This is a genomic window from Phycicoccus flavus, from assembly GCF_004025965.2.
Taxonomy (GTDB): domain Bacteria; phylum Actinomycetota; class Actinomycetes; order Actinomycetales; family Dermatophilaceae; genus Phycicoccus; species Phycicoccus flavus.
Window position 1 is genome coordinate 1 of sequence record NZ_SAYU02000086.1, and the last position, 16,348, is coordinate 16,348.

The 16,348-nt window shown below is 71.7% G+C and carries 13 protein-coding genes and 2 tRNA genes; 11 read left to right on the plus strand and 4 right to left on the minus strand.

What is annotated here, in order from left to right; all coding sequences use genetic code 11:
• Window positions 1-194: 194 nt before the first annotated feature.
• Window positions 195-281: transfer RNA gene (locus EPD83_RS18095), tRNA-Ser, on the plus strand.
• 72 nt (window positions 282-353) lie between these two features.
• Window positions 354-746 carry a cupin domain-containing protein gene (locus EPD83_RS18100; RefSeq protein WP_128366282.1) on the plus strand — a complete coding sequence of 131 codons (393 nt, stop codon included), beginning with the start codon at window positions 354-356 and terminating at the stop codon, window positions 744-746.
• Window positions 747-755: 9 nt separating this feature from the next.
• Here EPD83_RS18100 and EPD83_RS18105 read toward each other — a convergent pair whose 3' ends face one another.
• On the minus strand, window positions 756-1,754 hold the full coding sequence (locus EPD83_RS18105) for a LacI family DNA-binding transcriptional regulator (RefSeq protein WP_205859600.1): 999 nt from the start codon (window positions 1,752-1,754) through the stop codon (window positions 756-758).
• 176 nt (window positions 1,755-1,930) lie between these two features.
• Here EPD83_RS18105 and EPD83_RS18110 point away from each other — a divergent pair, with 176 nt between their 5' ends.
• The 4 genes from EPD83_RS18110 (at window position 1,931) to EPD83_RS18125 (ending at window position 5,520) form a co-directional block, all read left to right on the plus strand.
• Window positions 1,931-3,052 (plus strand): substrate-binding domain-containing protein, encoded by a 1,122-nt coding sequence (locus EPD83_RS18110; RefSeq protein ID WP_128366284.1) that lies wholly within the window; start codon window positions 1,931-1,933, stop codon window positions 3,050-3,052.
• Between the two features lie 2 nt (window positions 3,053-3,054).
• Window positions 3,055-4,077: an ABC transporter permease gene (locus EPD83_RS18115; protein WP_128366285.1), complete on the plus strand. Its 1,023-nt coding sequence runs from the start codon at window positions 3,055-3,057 to the stop codon at window positions 4,075-4,077.
• 58 nt (window positions 4,078-4,135) lie between these two features.
• Window positions 4,136-4,969, plus strand: a complete 834-nt coding sequence (locus EPD83_RS18120) for an ATP-binding cassette domain-containing protein (protein ID WP_128366286.1) — start codon at window positions 4,136-4,138, stop codon at window positions 4,967-4,969.
• 347 nt (window positions 4,970-5,316) lie between these two features.
• Window positions 5,317-5,520 carry a cold-shock protein gene (locus tag EPD83_RS18125; protein WP_128366287.1) on the plus strand — a complete coding sequence of 68 codons (204 nt, stop codon included), beginning with the start codon at window positions 5,317-5,319 and terminating at the stop codon, window positions 5,518-5,520.
• A 70-nt stretch (window positions 5,521-5,590) separates the two neighbouring features.
• On the opposite strand, the gene EPD83_RS18130 is transcribed toward EPD83_RS18125, so the two are convergent.
• The gene (locus EPD83_RS18130; protein WP_128366288.1) at window positions 5,591-7,468 is read right to left on the minus strand and encodes a penicillin-binding transpeptidase domain-containing protein; all 1,878 of its coding nucleotides are present in this window, start codon (window positions 7,466-7,468) and stop codon (window positions 5,591-5,593) included.
• 198 nt (window positions 7,469-7,666) lie between these two features.
• On the opposite strand from EPD83_RS18130, the gene EPD83_RS18135 reads away from it, so the two are divergent.
• Complete coding sequence (locus EPD83_RS18135; protein ID WP_165566959.1) at window positions 7,667-8,863, plus strand: LCP family protein; 1,197 nt, start codon at window positions 7,667-7,669, stop codon at window positions 8,861-8,863.
• 193 nt (window positions 8,864-9,056) lie between these two features.
• The gene (locus tag EPD83_RS18140) at window positions 9,057-10,535 is read left to right on the plus strand and encodes a mannitol dehydrogenase family protein (protein ID WP_235950704.1); all 1,479 of its coding nucleotides are present in this window, start codon (window positions 9,057-9,059) and stop codon (window positions 10,533-10,535) included.
• A 10-nt stretch (window positions 10,536-10,545) separates the two neighbouring features.
• On the opposite strand, the gene EPD83_RS18145 is transcribed toward EPD83_RS18140, so the two are convergent.
• A complete protein-coding gene (locus tag EPD83_RS18145) occupies window positions 10,546-11,571 on the minus strand; it encodes a helix-turn-helix domain-containing protein (protein ID WP_235950706.1) in 1,026 nt (341 codons plus the stop codon).
• A gap of 268 nt (window positions 11,572-11,839) precedes the next feature.
• Here EPD83_RS18145 and EPD83_RS18150 point away from each other — a divergent pair, with 268 nt between their 5' ends.
• The 3 genes from EPD83_RS18150 (at window position 11,840) to EPD83_RS18160 (ending at window position 15,063) form a co-directional block, all read left to right on the plus strand.
• Complete coding sequence (locus EPD83_RS18150) at window positions 11,840-13,201, plus strand: ABC transporter substrate-binding protein (RefSeq protein ID WP_128365817.1); 1,362 nt, start codon at window positions 11,840-11,842, stop codon at window positions 13,199-13,201.
• 117 nt (window positions 13,202-13,318) lie between these two features.
• Window positions 13,319-14,251, plus strand: coding sequence for a carbohydrate ABC transporter permease (locus EPD83_RS18155; RefSeq protein ID WP_128365816.1), 933 nt, complete (start codon window positions 13,319-13,321; stop codon window positions 14,249-14,251).
• Window positions 14,248-15,063 (plus strand): carbohydrate ABC transporter permease, encoded by an 816-nt coding sequence (locus EPD83_RS18160; protein ID WP_128365815.1) that lies wholly within the window; start codon window positions 14,248-14,250, stop codon window positions 15,061-15,063. Before EPD83_RS18155 ends, EPD83_RS18160 begins: the two co-directional genes overlap by 4 nt.
• Before the next feature lie 1,160 nt (window positions 15,064-16,223).
• Here EPD83_RS18160 and EPD83_RS18165 read toward each other — a convergent pair.
• Window positions 16,224-16,314: transfer RNA gene (locus EPD83_RS18165), tRNA-Ser, on the minus strand.
• Window positions 16,315-16,348 lie beyond the last annotated feature (34 nt).

The following is a 16,348-nucleotide window of genomic DNA, read 5'->3' on the forward strand; positions in this document are numbered from 1 at the left end:
AGGAAGGTCAGCTTGCCCATGGGGGCTCCTTTCGTCGGCTCGACCCTACCCATACCCGCGCCGTCCTCGCCCGGACGGCGGCCCCGGTCCGCCCCCTCGCGTTGCCCCGGCCGGACGTCCGCCGCGACCGGGAGGCCGGGGGCGCCGCGGCCGGGACGCCCTACGCTGGAGCGGCGCCCGGCCCCGCCGGGTGAGGAGGGCTCGCATAGTGGCCTAGTGCGGCGGTCTTGAAAACCGCTATGGCGGCAACGTCATCGTGGGTTCGAATCCCACGCCCTCCGCCGCCCGTCACGCCGGCCCGGGGACCGGTCCGGCCAGGGACGGCGGACGGCGGCCGCGGGTACGGTGAGGCGATGACCGAGAGCGCGCGCGAGCCGGTACGGGTCGTCACCGACGACGAGCTCGTCGTCGGCGACCCGACGACGGGGATGCTGCGCCGCCGGGCGTTCGAGGTGCCGGGGCTGTGGGCGGGCCAGGTCGTCACCGACCCCGGGGCGGTCTCCGGCTGGCACCACCACGACTCCAACGTGAGCATGCTCTACGTCGTCCGCGGGGTGCTGCGCCTGGAGTGCGAGGGTGTCGAGGGGTTCGTCGACGCCGTCGCCGGCAGCTACGTCCAGGTGCCGGCGTTCACCGTGCACCGGGAGTCCAACCCCGGCCGCGAGCCGTCGCTGGCCGTCATCGCGCGCTCGGGCGTCGGCATCCCCACCGTCAACGTCGAGCAGGCCCCGCCGCCGCACGCCTGAGGCCGGGGCTCAGCCCGCCGGACGGATCTCCCCCGACCCCCGGGGCACGACCTCGGTGTCGACGACGAGGTGCACCGGCGGCTCGGGGTCGCCGTCGATGCGGGCGAACAGCCGTTCCGCGACGACCGCGCCGATCCGCCCGACGTCCTGGCGCACGACGCTGATGCCGGGGTCGAGGAGGTCGGCCAGCGGGAAGTCGTCGAACCCGACGAGCGCCACCGTGTGCTGCAGGCCGCGGTCGCGCAGGGCTCGCACCGCGCCCTCGGTGAGGATGTTGCGCCCGGCGAAGACCGCCGTCGGCGGGTCGTCGAGGTCGAGCAGCCCGTGGACGGCCCGCTCCGCCTCCTCCGCCGAGGACAGCCCGAGCACGACGAGGCGCGGGTCGACGCCGACCCCGCGCTCGGCGTGCGCGCTCCCGTACCCGGCGAACCGGTCGCGGGCGGTGGGGACCCGGGCCAGGTGGAACAGCCCGGCGACGCGGGTGTGGCCCCGGTCGAAGAGGTGCTCGACGGCCTTCCGCGCGCCGAGCGCGTTGTCGACCGTCACGGCGTCGCCGGCGACGCCGCTCGGAGCCCGGTCGACGAAGACGACGGGGGTGCCGGCCCGCAGCTCGGCCTGGAGGTAGTCCTGGCGCTCCGTGGCCGGCATGAGGACGAGACCGTCGACCCGGCGCGTCACGAGGTCGTGGACGATCTCCTGCTCGCGGTCCGCGGCCTCGTCCAGGCTGGCGGCGAGCACCGCGGTGTGCCGCGAGCGGGCAGCGTCCTCGAGCGAGCGCAGCAGGCCGGCGGAGAACGCGTTGGAGACGTCCTGGACGAGGGCGCCGACCAGTCCGGTGCGGGCCCCGGTGCGCCGCAGGTTGCTCGCGGCGAGGTTCGGCCGGTAGTCGAGACGGCGCACGGCGGCGGTGACGCGGCCACGCACCTCGGGCGACACCCCGGACTCGTCGTTGACGACACGCGAGACGGTCTTCAGACTGACCCCGGCCAGGGCCGCGACCTCCCGCATGGTGGCGCGAGGTCGGTCACGGTCAGACAACGATGTCATATCCACAGCGAGATGTGTAGCCCAGGACTTGACCGCAGCGCAAGATGGCTGCTACATCTACGTCCTGACAACGTTGTCACGTGAGGTTGTCACCCGAGCACCTCTCACCGCCCAGCACTCAAAGGAGAGTCCCGGACATGCATTCGCTTCCGGTCCGCCCGTCCCGCGCCGCCCACCGTCTCGTCGCCTCCGCCGCGATCGTCGGTCTCGCACTCACCGCCACGGCCTGCAACCGCTCCAGCTCCTCGGACACCGCCGCCGGTGGCAGTGGCGGCGGTGAGGAGAGCGTCGGCGTCACCCTCATCACGAAGGACTCCACGAACCCCTTCTTCGTCGCCATGCAGAACGGCGCCAAGGAGGACGCCGGCAAGAACAACGTGAAGCTCACCGTGGCCTCCGGCAAGCAGGAGGGCGACGACCAGGGCCAGATCACCGCCATCGAGGACTCCATCGCCCGTGGCGACAAGGGCATCCTCATCACCCCGATGTCGACCGGCGTCAACGCCGCCATCAAGAAGGCCCGCGACGCCGGCCTCTACGTCATCGCGCTCGACACCCCGCCGGACCCGGCCGACACCGTCGACATCACCTTCGCCACCGACAACCGCCTCGCCGGCAAGCTCGACGGCGAGTGGGCCGCGGCCACGCTCGACGGCAAGCCCGCCGTCATCGCGCTGCTCGACCTGTTCGACGACAAGATCGTCTCGGTCGACTACAACCGCGACCAGGGCTTCCTCGAGGGCATGGGCATCGACGTCGGCGACCCGAAGAAGAACGGCGACGAGGCCAAGACCGGCAAGTACACCGGCGGCAAGGGCGGCGACTACACGATCGTCTGCAACGAGGCCAGCAACGGCGCCGAGGACGGTGGCCGCAGCGCCATGGAGCGGTGCCTGGCCAAGAACAAGGACATCAACCTCGTCTACACGATCAACGAGCCCGCCGCCGTCGGCGCGAACGCCGCGCTCAAGGCGGCCGGCAACAGCGACGCGATCATCGTCTCGGTCGACGGTGGCTGCGCCGGCGTCGACTCCGTGAAGAAGGGTGTCATCGGCGCCACGTCGCAGCAGTACCCGCTGAAGATGGCGACCCTCGGCATGGAGGCCATCGCGAAGATCGCCCGCGGCGGCGAGGCCCCCAAGCCCACCGACGGCCTGGACTTCTTCAACACGGGCGTCAAGCTCGTCACCGACGAGCCCGTCGACGGGGTCGAGAGCATCGACTCCACCGAGGGTGCCGACATCTGCTGGGGCAAGTGAGCATGACCACCACGACAGGCTCTGCTGCCGCCGAGTTCTCCCGGCGGCAGCAGAGCCCGCTGCAGCGGCTCCAGCACGTCCTCCACGGACGTCCCTGGCTGAGCCCCCTGTTCCTGCTGGTCGTCGCGTTCGTCGCGTTCTTCATCGCGACGCCGACCTTCCTCACCGCCAGCTCGATGGGGATCCTCCTGCAGCAGACGGCGGTCGTCGCCGCGCTCGCGGTGGGCCAGACCCTCATCATCCTCACGGCCGGCATCGACCTCTCCGTCGGCGCCGTCATGGTGCTGTCGATGATGGTCATGGCCTCGCTCGCGGCCGACGGCGGCATGCCGGGGCTCATCGCCCTGCTGATCGGGGTGGCCCTGGCCACCGGCGCGGGAGCGCTCAACGGCTTCCTCGTCACCCGCATCAACCTGCCGCCGTTCATCGTCACGCTCGGCACGCTGAGCATCTTCACCGCCATCGCGCTGCTGTACTCCGGCGGCTCGAGCATCCAGGCCGACCGGATGCCACGGCTGCTGAACTTCCTCGGCGAGGGCTTCGGCATCGGGGCCTTCCGGCTCACCTGGGGCATCGTCGTCGTCGCGCTCATCTACATCGTCATGGGGTTCGTCATCTCCCAGACGGCGTGGGGACGCTACGTGTACGCCGTCGGTGACGACCGCGAGTCGGCCCGCCTCTCCGGCGTGCCGAGCAAGCGGATCCTCCTCGGGGTCTACACCGTGGCCGGGCTCATCTACGGCCTCGCGGCGTGGCTCCTCATCGGCCGGGCCGGGGCGGCGACGCCCAACGCGGTCCCGGACGCCAACCTCCAGAGCATCACCGCGGTCGTCATCGGCGGCACGAGCCTCTTCGGCGGTCGCGGCACGCTCATCGGCACCCTCATCGGGGCGCTCATCGTCCAGACCTTCGCCTTCGGGCTCTCCCAGCTCGGGGTCGACCAGCAGTGGCGGTACCTGGCCATCGGCGTGCTCGTCATCGTCGCCGTCGCCATCGACCAGTGGATCCGGAAGGTGAAGGCATGAGCACCACCCCGACGAGCTCCTCGCTCCCCCGTCCCTCCGACCCTGGCCGGAGGACCCGATGAGCGCCGAGCGGCTGCCCCTGACCCACGACGCGATCCCGGAGTCGCGGCGGCACATCTACGAGTCCGACCCGATCCTGTCGGCCCGCGACCTCGTCATCACCTTCGGCCGGGTCGTCGGCCTCGACGGGGTGAACCTCGACCTCTACAAGGGCGAGGTGCTCGCGGTCATCGGTGACAACGGCGCCGGCAAGTCGACGCTCATCAAGTGCATCACCGGCGCCTACGTGCCCGACTCCGGCACCCTCGAGCTCGAGGGCAAGCGGGTGACCTTCCGCCGGCCGCAGGACGCCCGCGAGGCCGGCATCGAGACGGTGTACCAGCAGCTGGCGGTCATCCCGGCGCTGGACATCGCGAGCAACCTCTACCTGGCGCGCGAGGAGCGCCGGCCCGGCATCCTCGGGTCGGTCTTCCGGATGCTCGACAAGAAGGGGATGAAGGAGCGCGCCGGCACCTCGGTGCAGAACCTCGGCATCCAGACGATCCAGAACATGGGTCAGGCGGTCGAGACGCTCTCCGGCGGTCAGCGCCAGGCGGTGGCGGTCGCCCGGGCGGCGGCGTTCGGGTCCAAGGTCGTCGTCCTCGACGAGCCGACCGCGGCGCTCGGCGTCAAGGAGTCCGGCATGGTGCTCGACATGATCAAGCAGCTGCGGGACACCGGGCTCGCGGTCATCCTCATCAGCCACAACATGCCGCACGTGTGGGAGGTCGCCGACCGCATCCACATCCAGCGGCTCGGTGGCTGCGCCGGCGTCATCACCCCGCAGTCGCACGAGATGGGTGACGGCGTCGCCATCATGACCGGCGCGAAGACGCTGGAGCCGACTGCCTGACGAGGTCGGCCGGCCGACCTCGCGGACGGCACGCCGGCGGAGGGGACGGTCCCGGAGCACCGGGACCGTCGCCTCCGCCGTCCCCCGCGGGGTGTCCGGGAGGCGTCCCGGACACCGCCCGGACACCCCCGTGTGGCCTCCCGGTCACCCCGCCCGAGAGACCTCGCGTCGCCCGCGTCGCGCACCGGGCGCGGGGCCTCCGGTTCTGCTAGGTTCCTCGCGGTTGCAGCAACAGCAGTACCTCGAAGTGTCGGACCGATGAGCGCCACAGGGGGCTGGAGTCGCATCCGCGGGCGGTGCGACGGGCACCGGCCGAGTGCTACGCAGGCAAAGGAAGATCTCCCCATATGGCACAGGGCAAAGTGAAGTGGTTCAACGCCGAGAAGGGCTTCGGCTTCATCGCCCAGGACGGCGGCGGCCCCGACGTGTTCGTGCACTACTCCGCCATCGACGTCCAGGGCTACCGGACGCTCGACGAGGACCAGCAGGTGGAGTTCGAGGTCACCCAGGGTCCGAAGGGTCCGCAGGCCGACAAGGTCCGCCCCCTCTGACCCGGGTCCCCCGAGTCGGCGACGACCCCCGTCCGGTCCACCGGGCGGGGGTCGTCCGCGTCCGCCGTGGTCAGCGGCGGGCCAGCGCGGTGAGGAAGTCCTTCGCGACGGGGGCGGCGGTCTCCCCGCCGCTCGTGCCCTCCTCGACGAGCACGGCGAACGCCACGTCGCCCTGGTAGCCGGTGAACCACGTGTACGGCTCCTCGTCGACGCCGTGGTCGGCGGTGCCGGTCTTGCCGCGCACCGGGCCGCCCGGCGTCGAGCGCATGACGGTGGCCGTGCCGGAGGTGACGACGTCGGACATCATCGAGCGGATCTGACCGACCGCCCGCCCGTCCAGCGCCGACGGGCGAGGACCGCCGTCGCCCCCGCGCACGAGCACCGGCGGCACGTACGTCCCGCGGGCGATGCTCGCGGACATGACGGCGAGCGACAGCGGCGAGACCTCGTCGCGGCCCTGCCCGATGACGGCCGCGGCCTGGTCGGTCCCCTTGCGGGTCTCGGGGATGCTGCCGTCGAAGGCGCCGTCGACCCCGAGGGTGTCGCCCCAGCCGGCGCCGATGCCGAGCGCCGTCGCGGCGTCGCGCAGGTCGGTGGTGGCCAGCTCCTGCGAGAGCGAGATGAACGCCGTGTTGCACGAGTGCGCGAAGTCCTGGCTGAACGGCACGCGCCCGGGGATCGACTCGCCCGCGTAGTTGTGGAAGGACCGGCCGTCGACGGTCGTCGTCGTCGGGCACGGCACGACGGCGTCCGGGGTCGTCACGTCCTTCGTGAGGTAGGCATAGGTCGAGGCCACCTTGAACGTCGAGCCCGGCGGGTAGTGGCCGGTCAGCGCGCGGTCGAAGCCCGAGCTCGGGGAGTTGGCGACGGCCAGCACCTGCCCGGACGGCACGTCGACGGCGACGAGCGCGCCCGGCACGGCGAGGTCGGCGTCCGCGAGCGCCGACTCGGCCGCCTTCTGCACCCGCGGGTCCAGGGTGGTGCGGACGTCGGTTCCGGCCTCGGGCCTCGTCGTGAACAGGGTGGGGCCGGCGCTGGAGACCACCGACTCGCCCGGGGTGCCGCCCAGCTGCTCGTCGTACTGGGCCTGGAGGCCGCTGCGGCCCGCGACGTCGCCGGGCAGGTAGCGGCCGTCGCTCTCCTGGACCATCTCGGCGGTCACCTCGCCGACGGTCCCGAGCAGCGGCTGGCCGAACGCGCGTGTCGGACCGAGCGGCTGGGTGCCCTTGGTCGCGAGGACGCCGGTGATCGCGTCGAGCCGGGCCCTGCGGGCCTCGTAGTCCGCGGCACGGTAGGTGATGACGGGGATCGGCGCCTGCGAGGAGTCCTTCGTCCGCTGGGCCAGCGCGTCGACGACCGACCCGCCCGTCACGCCGGTGACCTCCTCGAGCGTCGCCGCGTCGGCGGCGTCGGCCTTCACCGGGTCCAGCTCGATCCGGTAGACCGTGCCCTCGGGCATGAGCGGCTTCCCGTCGCGGTCGAGCAGGTCGGCCCGCGCGGCCGGCGTCCGCTCCAGCCGCATCGTCGCGCCGGCGGCGAGGTCCGGGTGCCACGGCGAGCCGTCGCCCGGGCCGGTGACCAGCCAGCGGCCCTCCCGCTCCACGAGCCGCACCGGCGTCGTGTACGTCCAGGCGACGCCGCCGGGCAGCGTCCACGAGACGTCGAGCGAGGACTCGGCGGTGTCGCCGCTGCGGTCCAGCTCGCCCTCCTGGACCGTGACCGGTGCGTTGCGCAGCCCCTCGACGGCCGCGGCGAAGTCCGCCGCGGCGCCCTCCTGCGCGAAGGGGACGTTCGAGAGGTCGCGGGCCCGCCAGCCGTCGACGTAGGTCCCGAGAGCGACCCGGGCCGCGGTGTCGCGCTGGGCCTCGACCCGCGTCCACCACCAGCCGCCGGCGACCGCGCCGGTGACGAGGAGGACGGTGAGCGCGAGGGCGAGACGTCGGCGCATGCCTCCATACAAGCCGATGACCCTGGGACCCGCAGCGAGGACCGGTCGCGGTGCGGCCCGCGGCGCGGCATGGAGGAGACCGGCGACCGGATCCCCGGAGTCCTCACCCCGAGGCCGGCGCTGCGGGCCCGCCTGCTGGGCCTGGTCCGGCGCCGTCGTCGTCAGGAAGTCCCCAGCCTCGCTTCCTAGTCTCGGACGGTGCCCCCTCGCGCCCACCCCTCCGGCGGTCCCCGCCGCGCGCCGCGCCCGGGACGGGTCGTCCGCCGGCGCCGGGCCCTGGCCGGTCTGCTCACCGTGTGCGTCGTCCTCGGCATCACCCTCGGCGTCGCGTGGTGGCGGCTGGACAGCAACATCACCCGCATCGACCTGCACGGTGCGCTGGCCGCGGCCCCGCCGGCCGCGGCCACGGGCCCGATGGACATCCTCGTCATCGGCTCCGACACCCGCGTCGGGCAGGACACCCCGGACGCGGCGTCGGTGAGCGGCGCCCGCTCGGACACCACGCTCGTCGTCCACCTCTCGGCGGACCGGCAGCGGGTCACCGTCGTGTCGGTGCCGCGTGACTCGATGATCCCGATGCCGCCCGGCTGCGACGCCTCCGTCCCCCGGCGGCAGTGGACGGTGCAGCAGGAGAACTCGGCCTTCAGCATGGGCGGGCCGGCCTGCCTCGTCCGTACCCTGCGCGGCGACACTGGGCTGCGGCTCGACCACGTGGCGGTCGTCGACTTCCGCGGCTTCGCCCGGATGGTCGACGCGCTCGGCGGGGTACCCGTCTGCACGACCACGGCGATCGACGACCCCAAGGCGCACCTCGTCCTGGCCCGCGGCCGGCACGTCCTCGACGGCACCCAGGCCCTCGGCTACGTCCGCGCCCGCTACGCCGAGGGCGACGGCTCCGACCTCGGCCGGATCGGCCGCCAGCAGGCGTTCCTCGCGTCGGTCGTGCAGGAGGCGACACGGACCTCGCTGCTGCTGCGTCCGGACCGGCTGTACGCGTTCCTCGACGCCGCGACGCGGTCGCTGAGCACTGACCGGGGCCTCGGGCTCGGCGAGATGCGCGACATCGCCACCTCCCTCCAGCACGTCGGTCTCGGCCGCATCGCCTTCGTCACCGTCCCCACGACGACCTACCCGGCCGACCCCAACCGGGTGCAGTGGACCCCGGCGGCGTCGCGCCTGTGGAGGACGCTCCGCGAGGACGGGACGGTGCGGCCGAGCCCGTCCCCGTCCGCGCCGGCGTCGTCCCCGACGACATCCGGCGCGGCGGCGCCGCCGGCCTCCGCGTCGCCGTCCCCGTCCGGCACGGCGTCGTCCGCCCCGACGCCGAGCGCCGGCTCGCGACGTCCGTCTGACACGATCGAGGCACGGACGGCCGACCAGGACATCTGCTCCTGACCCCACCCGGGACGGGAGCGGCGGCCGTCCGGCACCGCCCGACCGGTGGTGTGGACGGCCCGTGACGGCCGGTTCGATGCGATCCGCTCGCCTGTCGATGCTTTTCTCCGATGCCCCGGCGCCCCCTTGGCGGGCGTCGCCGTCGCTGGTTGCATGCGCCTGGGTTTCCACGTCCCGCGCGAAAGGACCTCCCGTGACCGTTCGGATCAGCGCCGATCTCCCCACCGGTGGCGTCTCCTCCCCCGGCTACGACCGCACCGCCGCCTCCGTGGGCGTCGTCCACTTCGGCTTCGGCAACTTCCACCGTTCCCACCAGGCGATGTACCTCGACCGGCTCATGGAGCGCGGCGAGGGCCTGGACTGGGGCATCTGCGGGGTCGGCGTGCTGCCCCAGGACGCCGCCATGCGGGACGCGATGCGGGCCCAGGACTGCCTCTACACCCTCGTCGTGCGCCACCCCGACGGCTCGCTGGAGCCTCGCGTGGTCGGCTCGGTCCTGGAGTACCTCTTCGGCCCGGAGGACGCGGACGAGGTCTACGCACGGCTCGTCGACCCCGGCGTGCGGATCGTCTCCCTCACGGTCACCGAGGGCGGCTACCTCAAGGACGCCGGCACCGGCGAGTTCGACCCGACGGACGAGGCCGTCGTCCACGACGTCGAGCACCTGGACTCGGCGCGGACGGCGTTCGCCTTCGTCGTCGAGGGCCTGCGCCGCCGCCGCGAGGCGGGGCTGGAGCCGTTCACGGTCCTCTCCTGCGACAACCTGCAGGGCAACGGCACCGTCTGCCGGCAGACCGTCGTCGGGTTCGCCCGGCTCGTCGACCCAGCGCTCGCCGACTGGATCGCCGCCGAGGTCGCCTTCCCCAACTGCATGGTCGACCGCATCACGCCGTCGACGACGGACGCGGACCGCACCTCGCTGGCGGAGGAGTTCGGCGTCAAGGACCGCTGGCCGGTGCCCGCCGAGCCGTTCACGCAGTGGATCGTCGAGGACCGGTTCCCGCTCGGCCGTCCCGCGCTGGAGGAGGTCGACGTGCAGTTCGTCGACGACGTCGAGCCCTACGAGCTGATGAAGCTGCGGCTGCTCAACGCGAGCCACCAGGCCATCGCCTACCTCGGGGCGCCGCTCGGCTACACCCTCGTCGACGAGACGATGCGCGACGAGCGGGTGCGCGACTACCTGCTGCGCTACATGAGCGACGAGGCCGCCCCCACCCTCGGCGACCTGCCCGGCATCGACCTGCCCGGGTACGTCGACACGCTCCTGGAGCGCTTCTCGAACCCGGCGGTCCGGGACACCCTCGTGCGCCTGGCCACCGACGGCGGCAACCGGATGGCGACGTTCACGCTGCCGACCGTCCGCGACAACCTCGCCGCCGACCGGCCGATCCGGCTGGGCGCGCTCATGGTCGCCGCCTGGGCCGAGTACTGGGCTCTCGTCGCCCGGGACGGCCTGCCGCAGAGCGAGATCCCCCCGGACGTGCACGCCGACGCCATGCGCGCTGCGGCCGCCGACGAGGACCCCGCCGCGTTCCTCGGGCTCACCCGCATCTTCGGGGACCTCGGCGCCGACGAGCGCTTCCGCGAGGAGTTCCTCGCCGCCCGTGCCGAGATCGCCGAGCACGGCGTGCACGGCGCCCTCGACCGCTCCCTGCGCCCCGTCGAGGCCTGACCCCGCCGGGTCAGTCGACGGGGGCCCGCAGCCCGAGGCTGAAGACCTCGGGCGGGGGTTTCTCGGAGGACTCCAGCCTCCGGTAGGTCGTCGGCGTCGTCCCCACCTCGGCGAGGAACTGGCGGTTGAAGTTCGCCATGTTCCGGTAGCCGCTGTGCGCCGCCACCTGAGCGATCGTCTGCTCCGTGGTGTCCAGCAGCCGGCGGGCGTGGGCGATCCGCAGCTTCTTCACCATCGCGCTGAACGTCGTCCCGGTCGCGCTCTTGAAGTACTTCGAGAACGACGGCTCGGACATGTACGCCATCCGCGCCGCGGTCGAGAGCCGGATGTCGCCGGTGAGGTTCTCGAAGATGTAGGACAGCCCGGCCTCGACGGCGTTGAGCGAGTTCGCGTCCGTGGGCCGGCCCAGCCACTCGCTCGCGACGACCTCCCGCTCCTCCTTGGGCGACTGCGCGAACAGCGCGAGCAGCCGGAAGAACGCGGCCATCTGCGCGGCGCCCTGGGTGCGGGTGACCTCGAGGATCGCCTCCGCCGCCCGCCAGGCCGTCGCCCCGGAGAAGACGAGCCCGCGGGTGGACTGGGCGAGCACCTCGTCGATCTCGTGCAGCTCGGGGATGAGCTCCATGCACGAGCGGATCCACTCGTCGGAGAACTGGACGACGGCGTCGCGGTCGACGGCGACCTGACCGGCCGGCAGGTCGCTCACCCAGTCGTGCGGGAGGTTCGGTCCCATGATGCTCACGTGCCCGGGCTGGAAGGTCCCGACGTGGTCGCCGGCGATGAAGCTGCCCGAGGTCTTGGTGATGAGGTGGATCTCGTACTCGGGGTGGGCGCCCCAGCCGCAGATCTCGCTGGGGAAGTCGTGGGTCAGGGCGCGGATCGCGTGCTGGGGGTTGGGCGGGATGACCTCGCGGCGCGGCGCCTCCAGGTAGGGGCTGCGGACGAGCTCCTCGTCGGTGGGCTCCTCGACGTCCAGGGAGGGGAAGCCCGCGAGCCGGATCCGGGGGGTCCCCGTCGACTGATACGAAATCGTCACCACTCCTCGTTGACATCGGGGCCCTCGGTGCGCTGCGACCCGCTCATCACGCCGACCTGCTCACCCGAGAAGGGCCCTGCACGGGTGAGCGCGGAAAAATAGTATCGAATCGGCGGGGGCTGTGGTGCTTGTCGGACGCCTCGCCGCCTTCCTACATTGGCCGCGTCCTGGCACCGAGACCCCCAGGGCCCCCGGACCCCCGGGACGCACGACCACCTCCGCGCACCGGTCGCCGGGAGCGGAACATGACCTACCAAAGGAGTTAGGAATGCCCTCGAAGAAGCGCGCCCTGGTGTTCGGGGCGGGAGCGCTGGCGTCCGCGCTGACGCTCGCCGCCTGCTCGGGGGGTGCCGTCAAGTCCGACGACGGCGCCGCCGGCGGTGAGGGCGGCAACGTCACCCTCAACCTGGCCACCGTCAACAACGGCCAGATGAAGGACATGGAGCAGCTGAAGGGGGAGTACGAGAAGGCCAACCCCGGCGTCACCGTGAACTTCCAGGTCATGGAGGAGGCCGACCTGCGGGCGGCCGTCACCGCGGACGTCGCGAGCAAGGCCGGCCAGTACGACATCGTCACCATCGGCGCCTACGAGACGCCGCAGTGGGGTGCCAACGGCTGGCTCGTCGACCTCACCGAGCCGCTCGCCTCCGACTCGAACTACGACGTCGAGGACATCCTCGAGCCGGTCCGCGCCGCCATCTCCAACGACGGCAAGCAGTACGCCGTCCCGTTCTACGGCGAGTCCTCCATCCTCATGTACAACAAGGAGATGCTGGACAAGGCGGGTGTCACCCTCTCGGAGAACCCGACCTGGCAGGAGGTCGCGGACGCCGCCAAGAAGCTCAAGAAGGGCAACACCGCCGGCATCTGCATGCGCGGCAAGCCCGGCTGGGGTGACCTGTTCGCCCCGCTGACGACGGTCGTGCAGACCTTCGGCGGCAACTGGTACGACGCGGACTGGAACGCCACCGTCGACTCCCCGGAGTGGAAGCAGGCCGTCACCTTCTACAAGACGATGCTCGACGAGTCCGGCGAGGCCGACCCGGTGTCCTACTCCTTCAACGAGTGCCTCACCGCGCTCAAGGAGGGCCAGGCGGCGATGTGGGCCGACGCCTCCGTCGCGGCGTCCCTCCTCGAGGCCGACGACTCGCCGGTCAAGGGCAAGATGGGCTACGCCCACATGCCGGTCGACAAGACCCAGGAGTCCGGCTGGCTGTGGAGCTGGAACCTCGCGGTCCCGGCCACGACGAAGAACCAGGAGCAGGCCGTCGACTTCGTGAAGTGGGCGACGTCGAAGGACTACATCAAGCTCGTCGGTGAGCAGATCGGCTGGAGCAACGTGCCGCCGGGCTCGCGCAACTCGACGTACGAGATCCCGGAGTACAAGGAGGCCGCGGCCGCCTACGCCCCGATCACCCTCGACGTCATGAACTCCGTGAACCCGGAGCAGCCGGGCGTCAACCCGCAGCCGTGGGTCGGCATCCAGTACGTCTCCATCCCGGAGTTCCAGGACGTCGGCAACCAGTGCGCCCAGCTCATCGCGGACTACATCGCGAACCGGACCTCGGTCGACGACGCCCTGGGCAAGTGCCAGGACCTCGCCGCCGCCGCCGGCGAAGCGCAGAAGTGACCGGAGCCCCGGGGGCTCGGCCGTGCGGCTGAGCCCCCGGGGCCCATCCGGTGCCGGGGGGTCCGGACCGCCTCCCGGCGCCATCACCCACGTCCCCATGCACAAGGGAGTGCCCAGATGTCCGTGACCGAGGTCGACACGGTGAAGGCGGAGACCGCCACCGAGCCCCGCCGCGTGAACACGTCCGAGCTGCGAGCCGCCCGCGGCCTGGCCGCCCCGGCGATCATCCTGCTCATCCTGCTGACGCAGATCCCGTTCCTCGTGACGATCGTCGTCTCGACGATCAACTACAACCTGCTGCGCCCCAACGACCGGGGCTTCACCGGGTTCGACAACTACGTCTCGGCGCTCACCTCGGGCGACCTCTGGCCCTCCATCGTGGCGACCGTCTCGATCACGGCCGCGTCGGTCGTGCTCTCCGTCGTCTTCGGCATGATCTTCGCGCTGCTGCTGGACCGGGCCTTCCCCGGCCGCGCCGTCGCCCGCACGCTGATGATCACCCCGTTCCTCGTCATGCCGGCCGCGGCCGCCCTCATCTGGAAGTACTCGATGTTCGACACGAACATCGGCATCCTCAACTGGGTCAGCCGCTCGCTCGGGCTGCCGGTCGTCTCCTGGGGGACCAACCACCCGCTGGCCACCGTCATCATCGTGCTGACCTGGCAGTTCACCCCGTTCATGATGCTCATCCTGCTCGCGGGGCTGCAGGGCCAGGACAAGGGCGTCCTCGAGGCGGCGCAGGTCGACGGGGCCGGCACCTGGCGGACGTTCACGTGGATCACGCTGCCGCACATGCGGATGTACGTCGAGATCGGCGTCCTGCTCGGGTCGGTCATCATCATCCAGGTCTTCGACCCCATCGCCATCCTCACCAAGGGCACCGGTGGCACCAAGACGCTCGCCTACCTGTTGTACGAGCGAGCGTTCATCGGCCTCGACATCGGCCAGGCGGCGGCCTACGGCGTCGTCACGGTCGTCCTCACGCTGATCGTCGCGACGGTCGCGCTCCGCACCCTCTTCAAGGTCTTCATGGCAGGAGGCAGCCGATGAACACGCGCACCAAGGGCACGCTGCTCACGATCCTCACGTGGGTCCTCGTCCTCATCTTCTTCTTCCCCGTCTTCTGGATGGTCATCAACGGCTTCAAGAAGGAGTCGGTGGCGTCCTCGATCAACCCCACGGTGTTCTTCCAGCCCGTCACCGAGGGCTTCCAGGCCGCCTTCGACCGGGGGATGCAGGGCTACCTCATCAACTCCCTCACCGCCGCGACGACCTCGACGATCATCGCCGTCCTCCTCGCGATCCCCGCGGCCTACGCCCTCTCGATTCGCCGGGTCAAGAACGTCGAGTCCACCCTGACGTTCTTCATCTCCACCCGGTTCATGCCGCTGGCGGCCATCGTCCTGCCGCTCTTCCTCATCCTCAACGAGCTGAGCCTGCTCGACAACATCTACGTCCTGTCGCTGGTGTACGCGGCGATGAACCTGCCGGTCACGGTGTGGATGATGCGCTCGTTCTTCCTCGAGGTCCCCTTCGAGATCGTCGAGGCCGCCCGCGTGGACGGCGCCGGGCTCTACCGCGAGATCGTCCGGATCGTCGTGCCGCTCGTCCTGCCGGGCATCGCGGCGGCGGCCCTCATCTCGTTCATCTTCGCGTGGAACGAGTACTTCCTGGCCCTCAACCTCACGAGCTCCGCGGCCCGGACGACCCCGCCGTTCCTCGGGTCCTTCGTCGACGGACGCGGGCAGTTCCTCGCCGTGCTCTCGGCGGCGGCGACCATCGCGGCGCTGCCGGTCATCATCGCCGGCTGGGTCGCCCAGAAGCAGCTCGTCCGCGGCCTGTCCATGGGCGCCATCAAGTGACCCGCTGACCGAGCCGCACCGGCCGGGCGCCGCCGACGGTGAGCACGTCGTCGCGGTCCACCAGCCGCGATGGTGAGCCTCTCGTCGCAGCCGGCATGCCGCGATGGTGAGCCTGTCGTCGCGGCCGGCATGCCGCGATGGTGAGCACGGCGTCGCGGTCCACTAGCCGCGATGGTGAGCACATCGTCGCGGCTGGCATGTCGCGACGGTGAGCACGTCGTCGCGGTCCACTAGCCGCGATGGTGAGCACGTCGTCGCGGTCCACTAGCCGCGATGGTGAGCACGTCGTCGCGGTCCACTAGCCGGGAGTCCCCGGGGTGACTGGGCCCCCCGGGGACTCCCACCCACCGGCCCAGCGCAGGACCCCTCCGCACCCCCACCCGCCACTCCCGCCCCATCCACCTCCCGACGCAACTTTCTCGCCTGATCCCGGAACCTTCGGGTTCGCCGTCTCACCGTTCCCCGGCGAACCGGAAGGTCTTGGTGCGAACCCCCGCGACGCCGAGGACAGGGACCCCCGCCTCGGGCGACCGGCGCCCGCGAAGGTTGGTCCGGCAGTCGCCTCGCCCCTCTACCCCGACGAACTTTCTCGCCTGATCCCGGAACCTTCGGGTTCGCTGCCTCACCCTTCCCCGGCGAACCCGAACGTCCCGGTGCGAACCACCGCGGCGCCGAGGACAGGGACCCCCGCCTCGGGCTGGGGCGTCGCCGGCGCCGCCCCAGCCCGCGGTCGCCCCGCCCCTTCCACCCGGACGCAGCTTTCTCGCCTGATCCCGGAACCTTCGGGTTCGCTGCCTCACCGTTCCCCGGCGAACCCGAAGGTTGCGGGGCGAACCACCGCGGCGCCGGGGCAGGGACCCGCCTCGGGCGGCCGGCGCCGGCGACGTCCCAGCCCGCGATCGCCCCGCCCCCTCCACCCAGACGCGACTTTCTCGCCTGATCCCGGAACCTTCGGGTTCGCCGCCTCACCGTTCCCCGGCGAACCCGAAGGTTCCGGGGCGAACCACCGCGGCGCCGGGGCAGGCACCCCGCCTCGGTGCCGGTGACTGCTGGGCACGTCCATGCGGTCCGGGGTCCGGGGTCCGGGGTCCGGGGTCGGGAGTCGAGGGGTCCGGGCGCACGAAACCCCCGGCCGCAGAGCGTCCGGGGGTTTCAGCGCGCGGAGGCGGAGGGATTTGAACCCTCGATGGGCTTTAAGACCCAAACCGCATTAGCAGTGCGGCGCCATAGACCGGACTAGGCGACGCCTCCAGTGCCCGGACAGGGTATCCGGCGCATGGTCGGG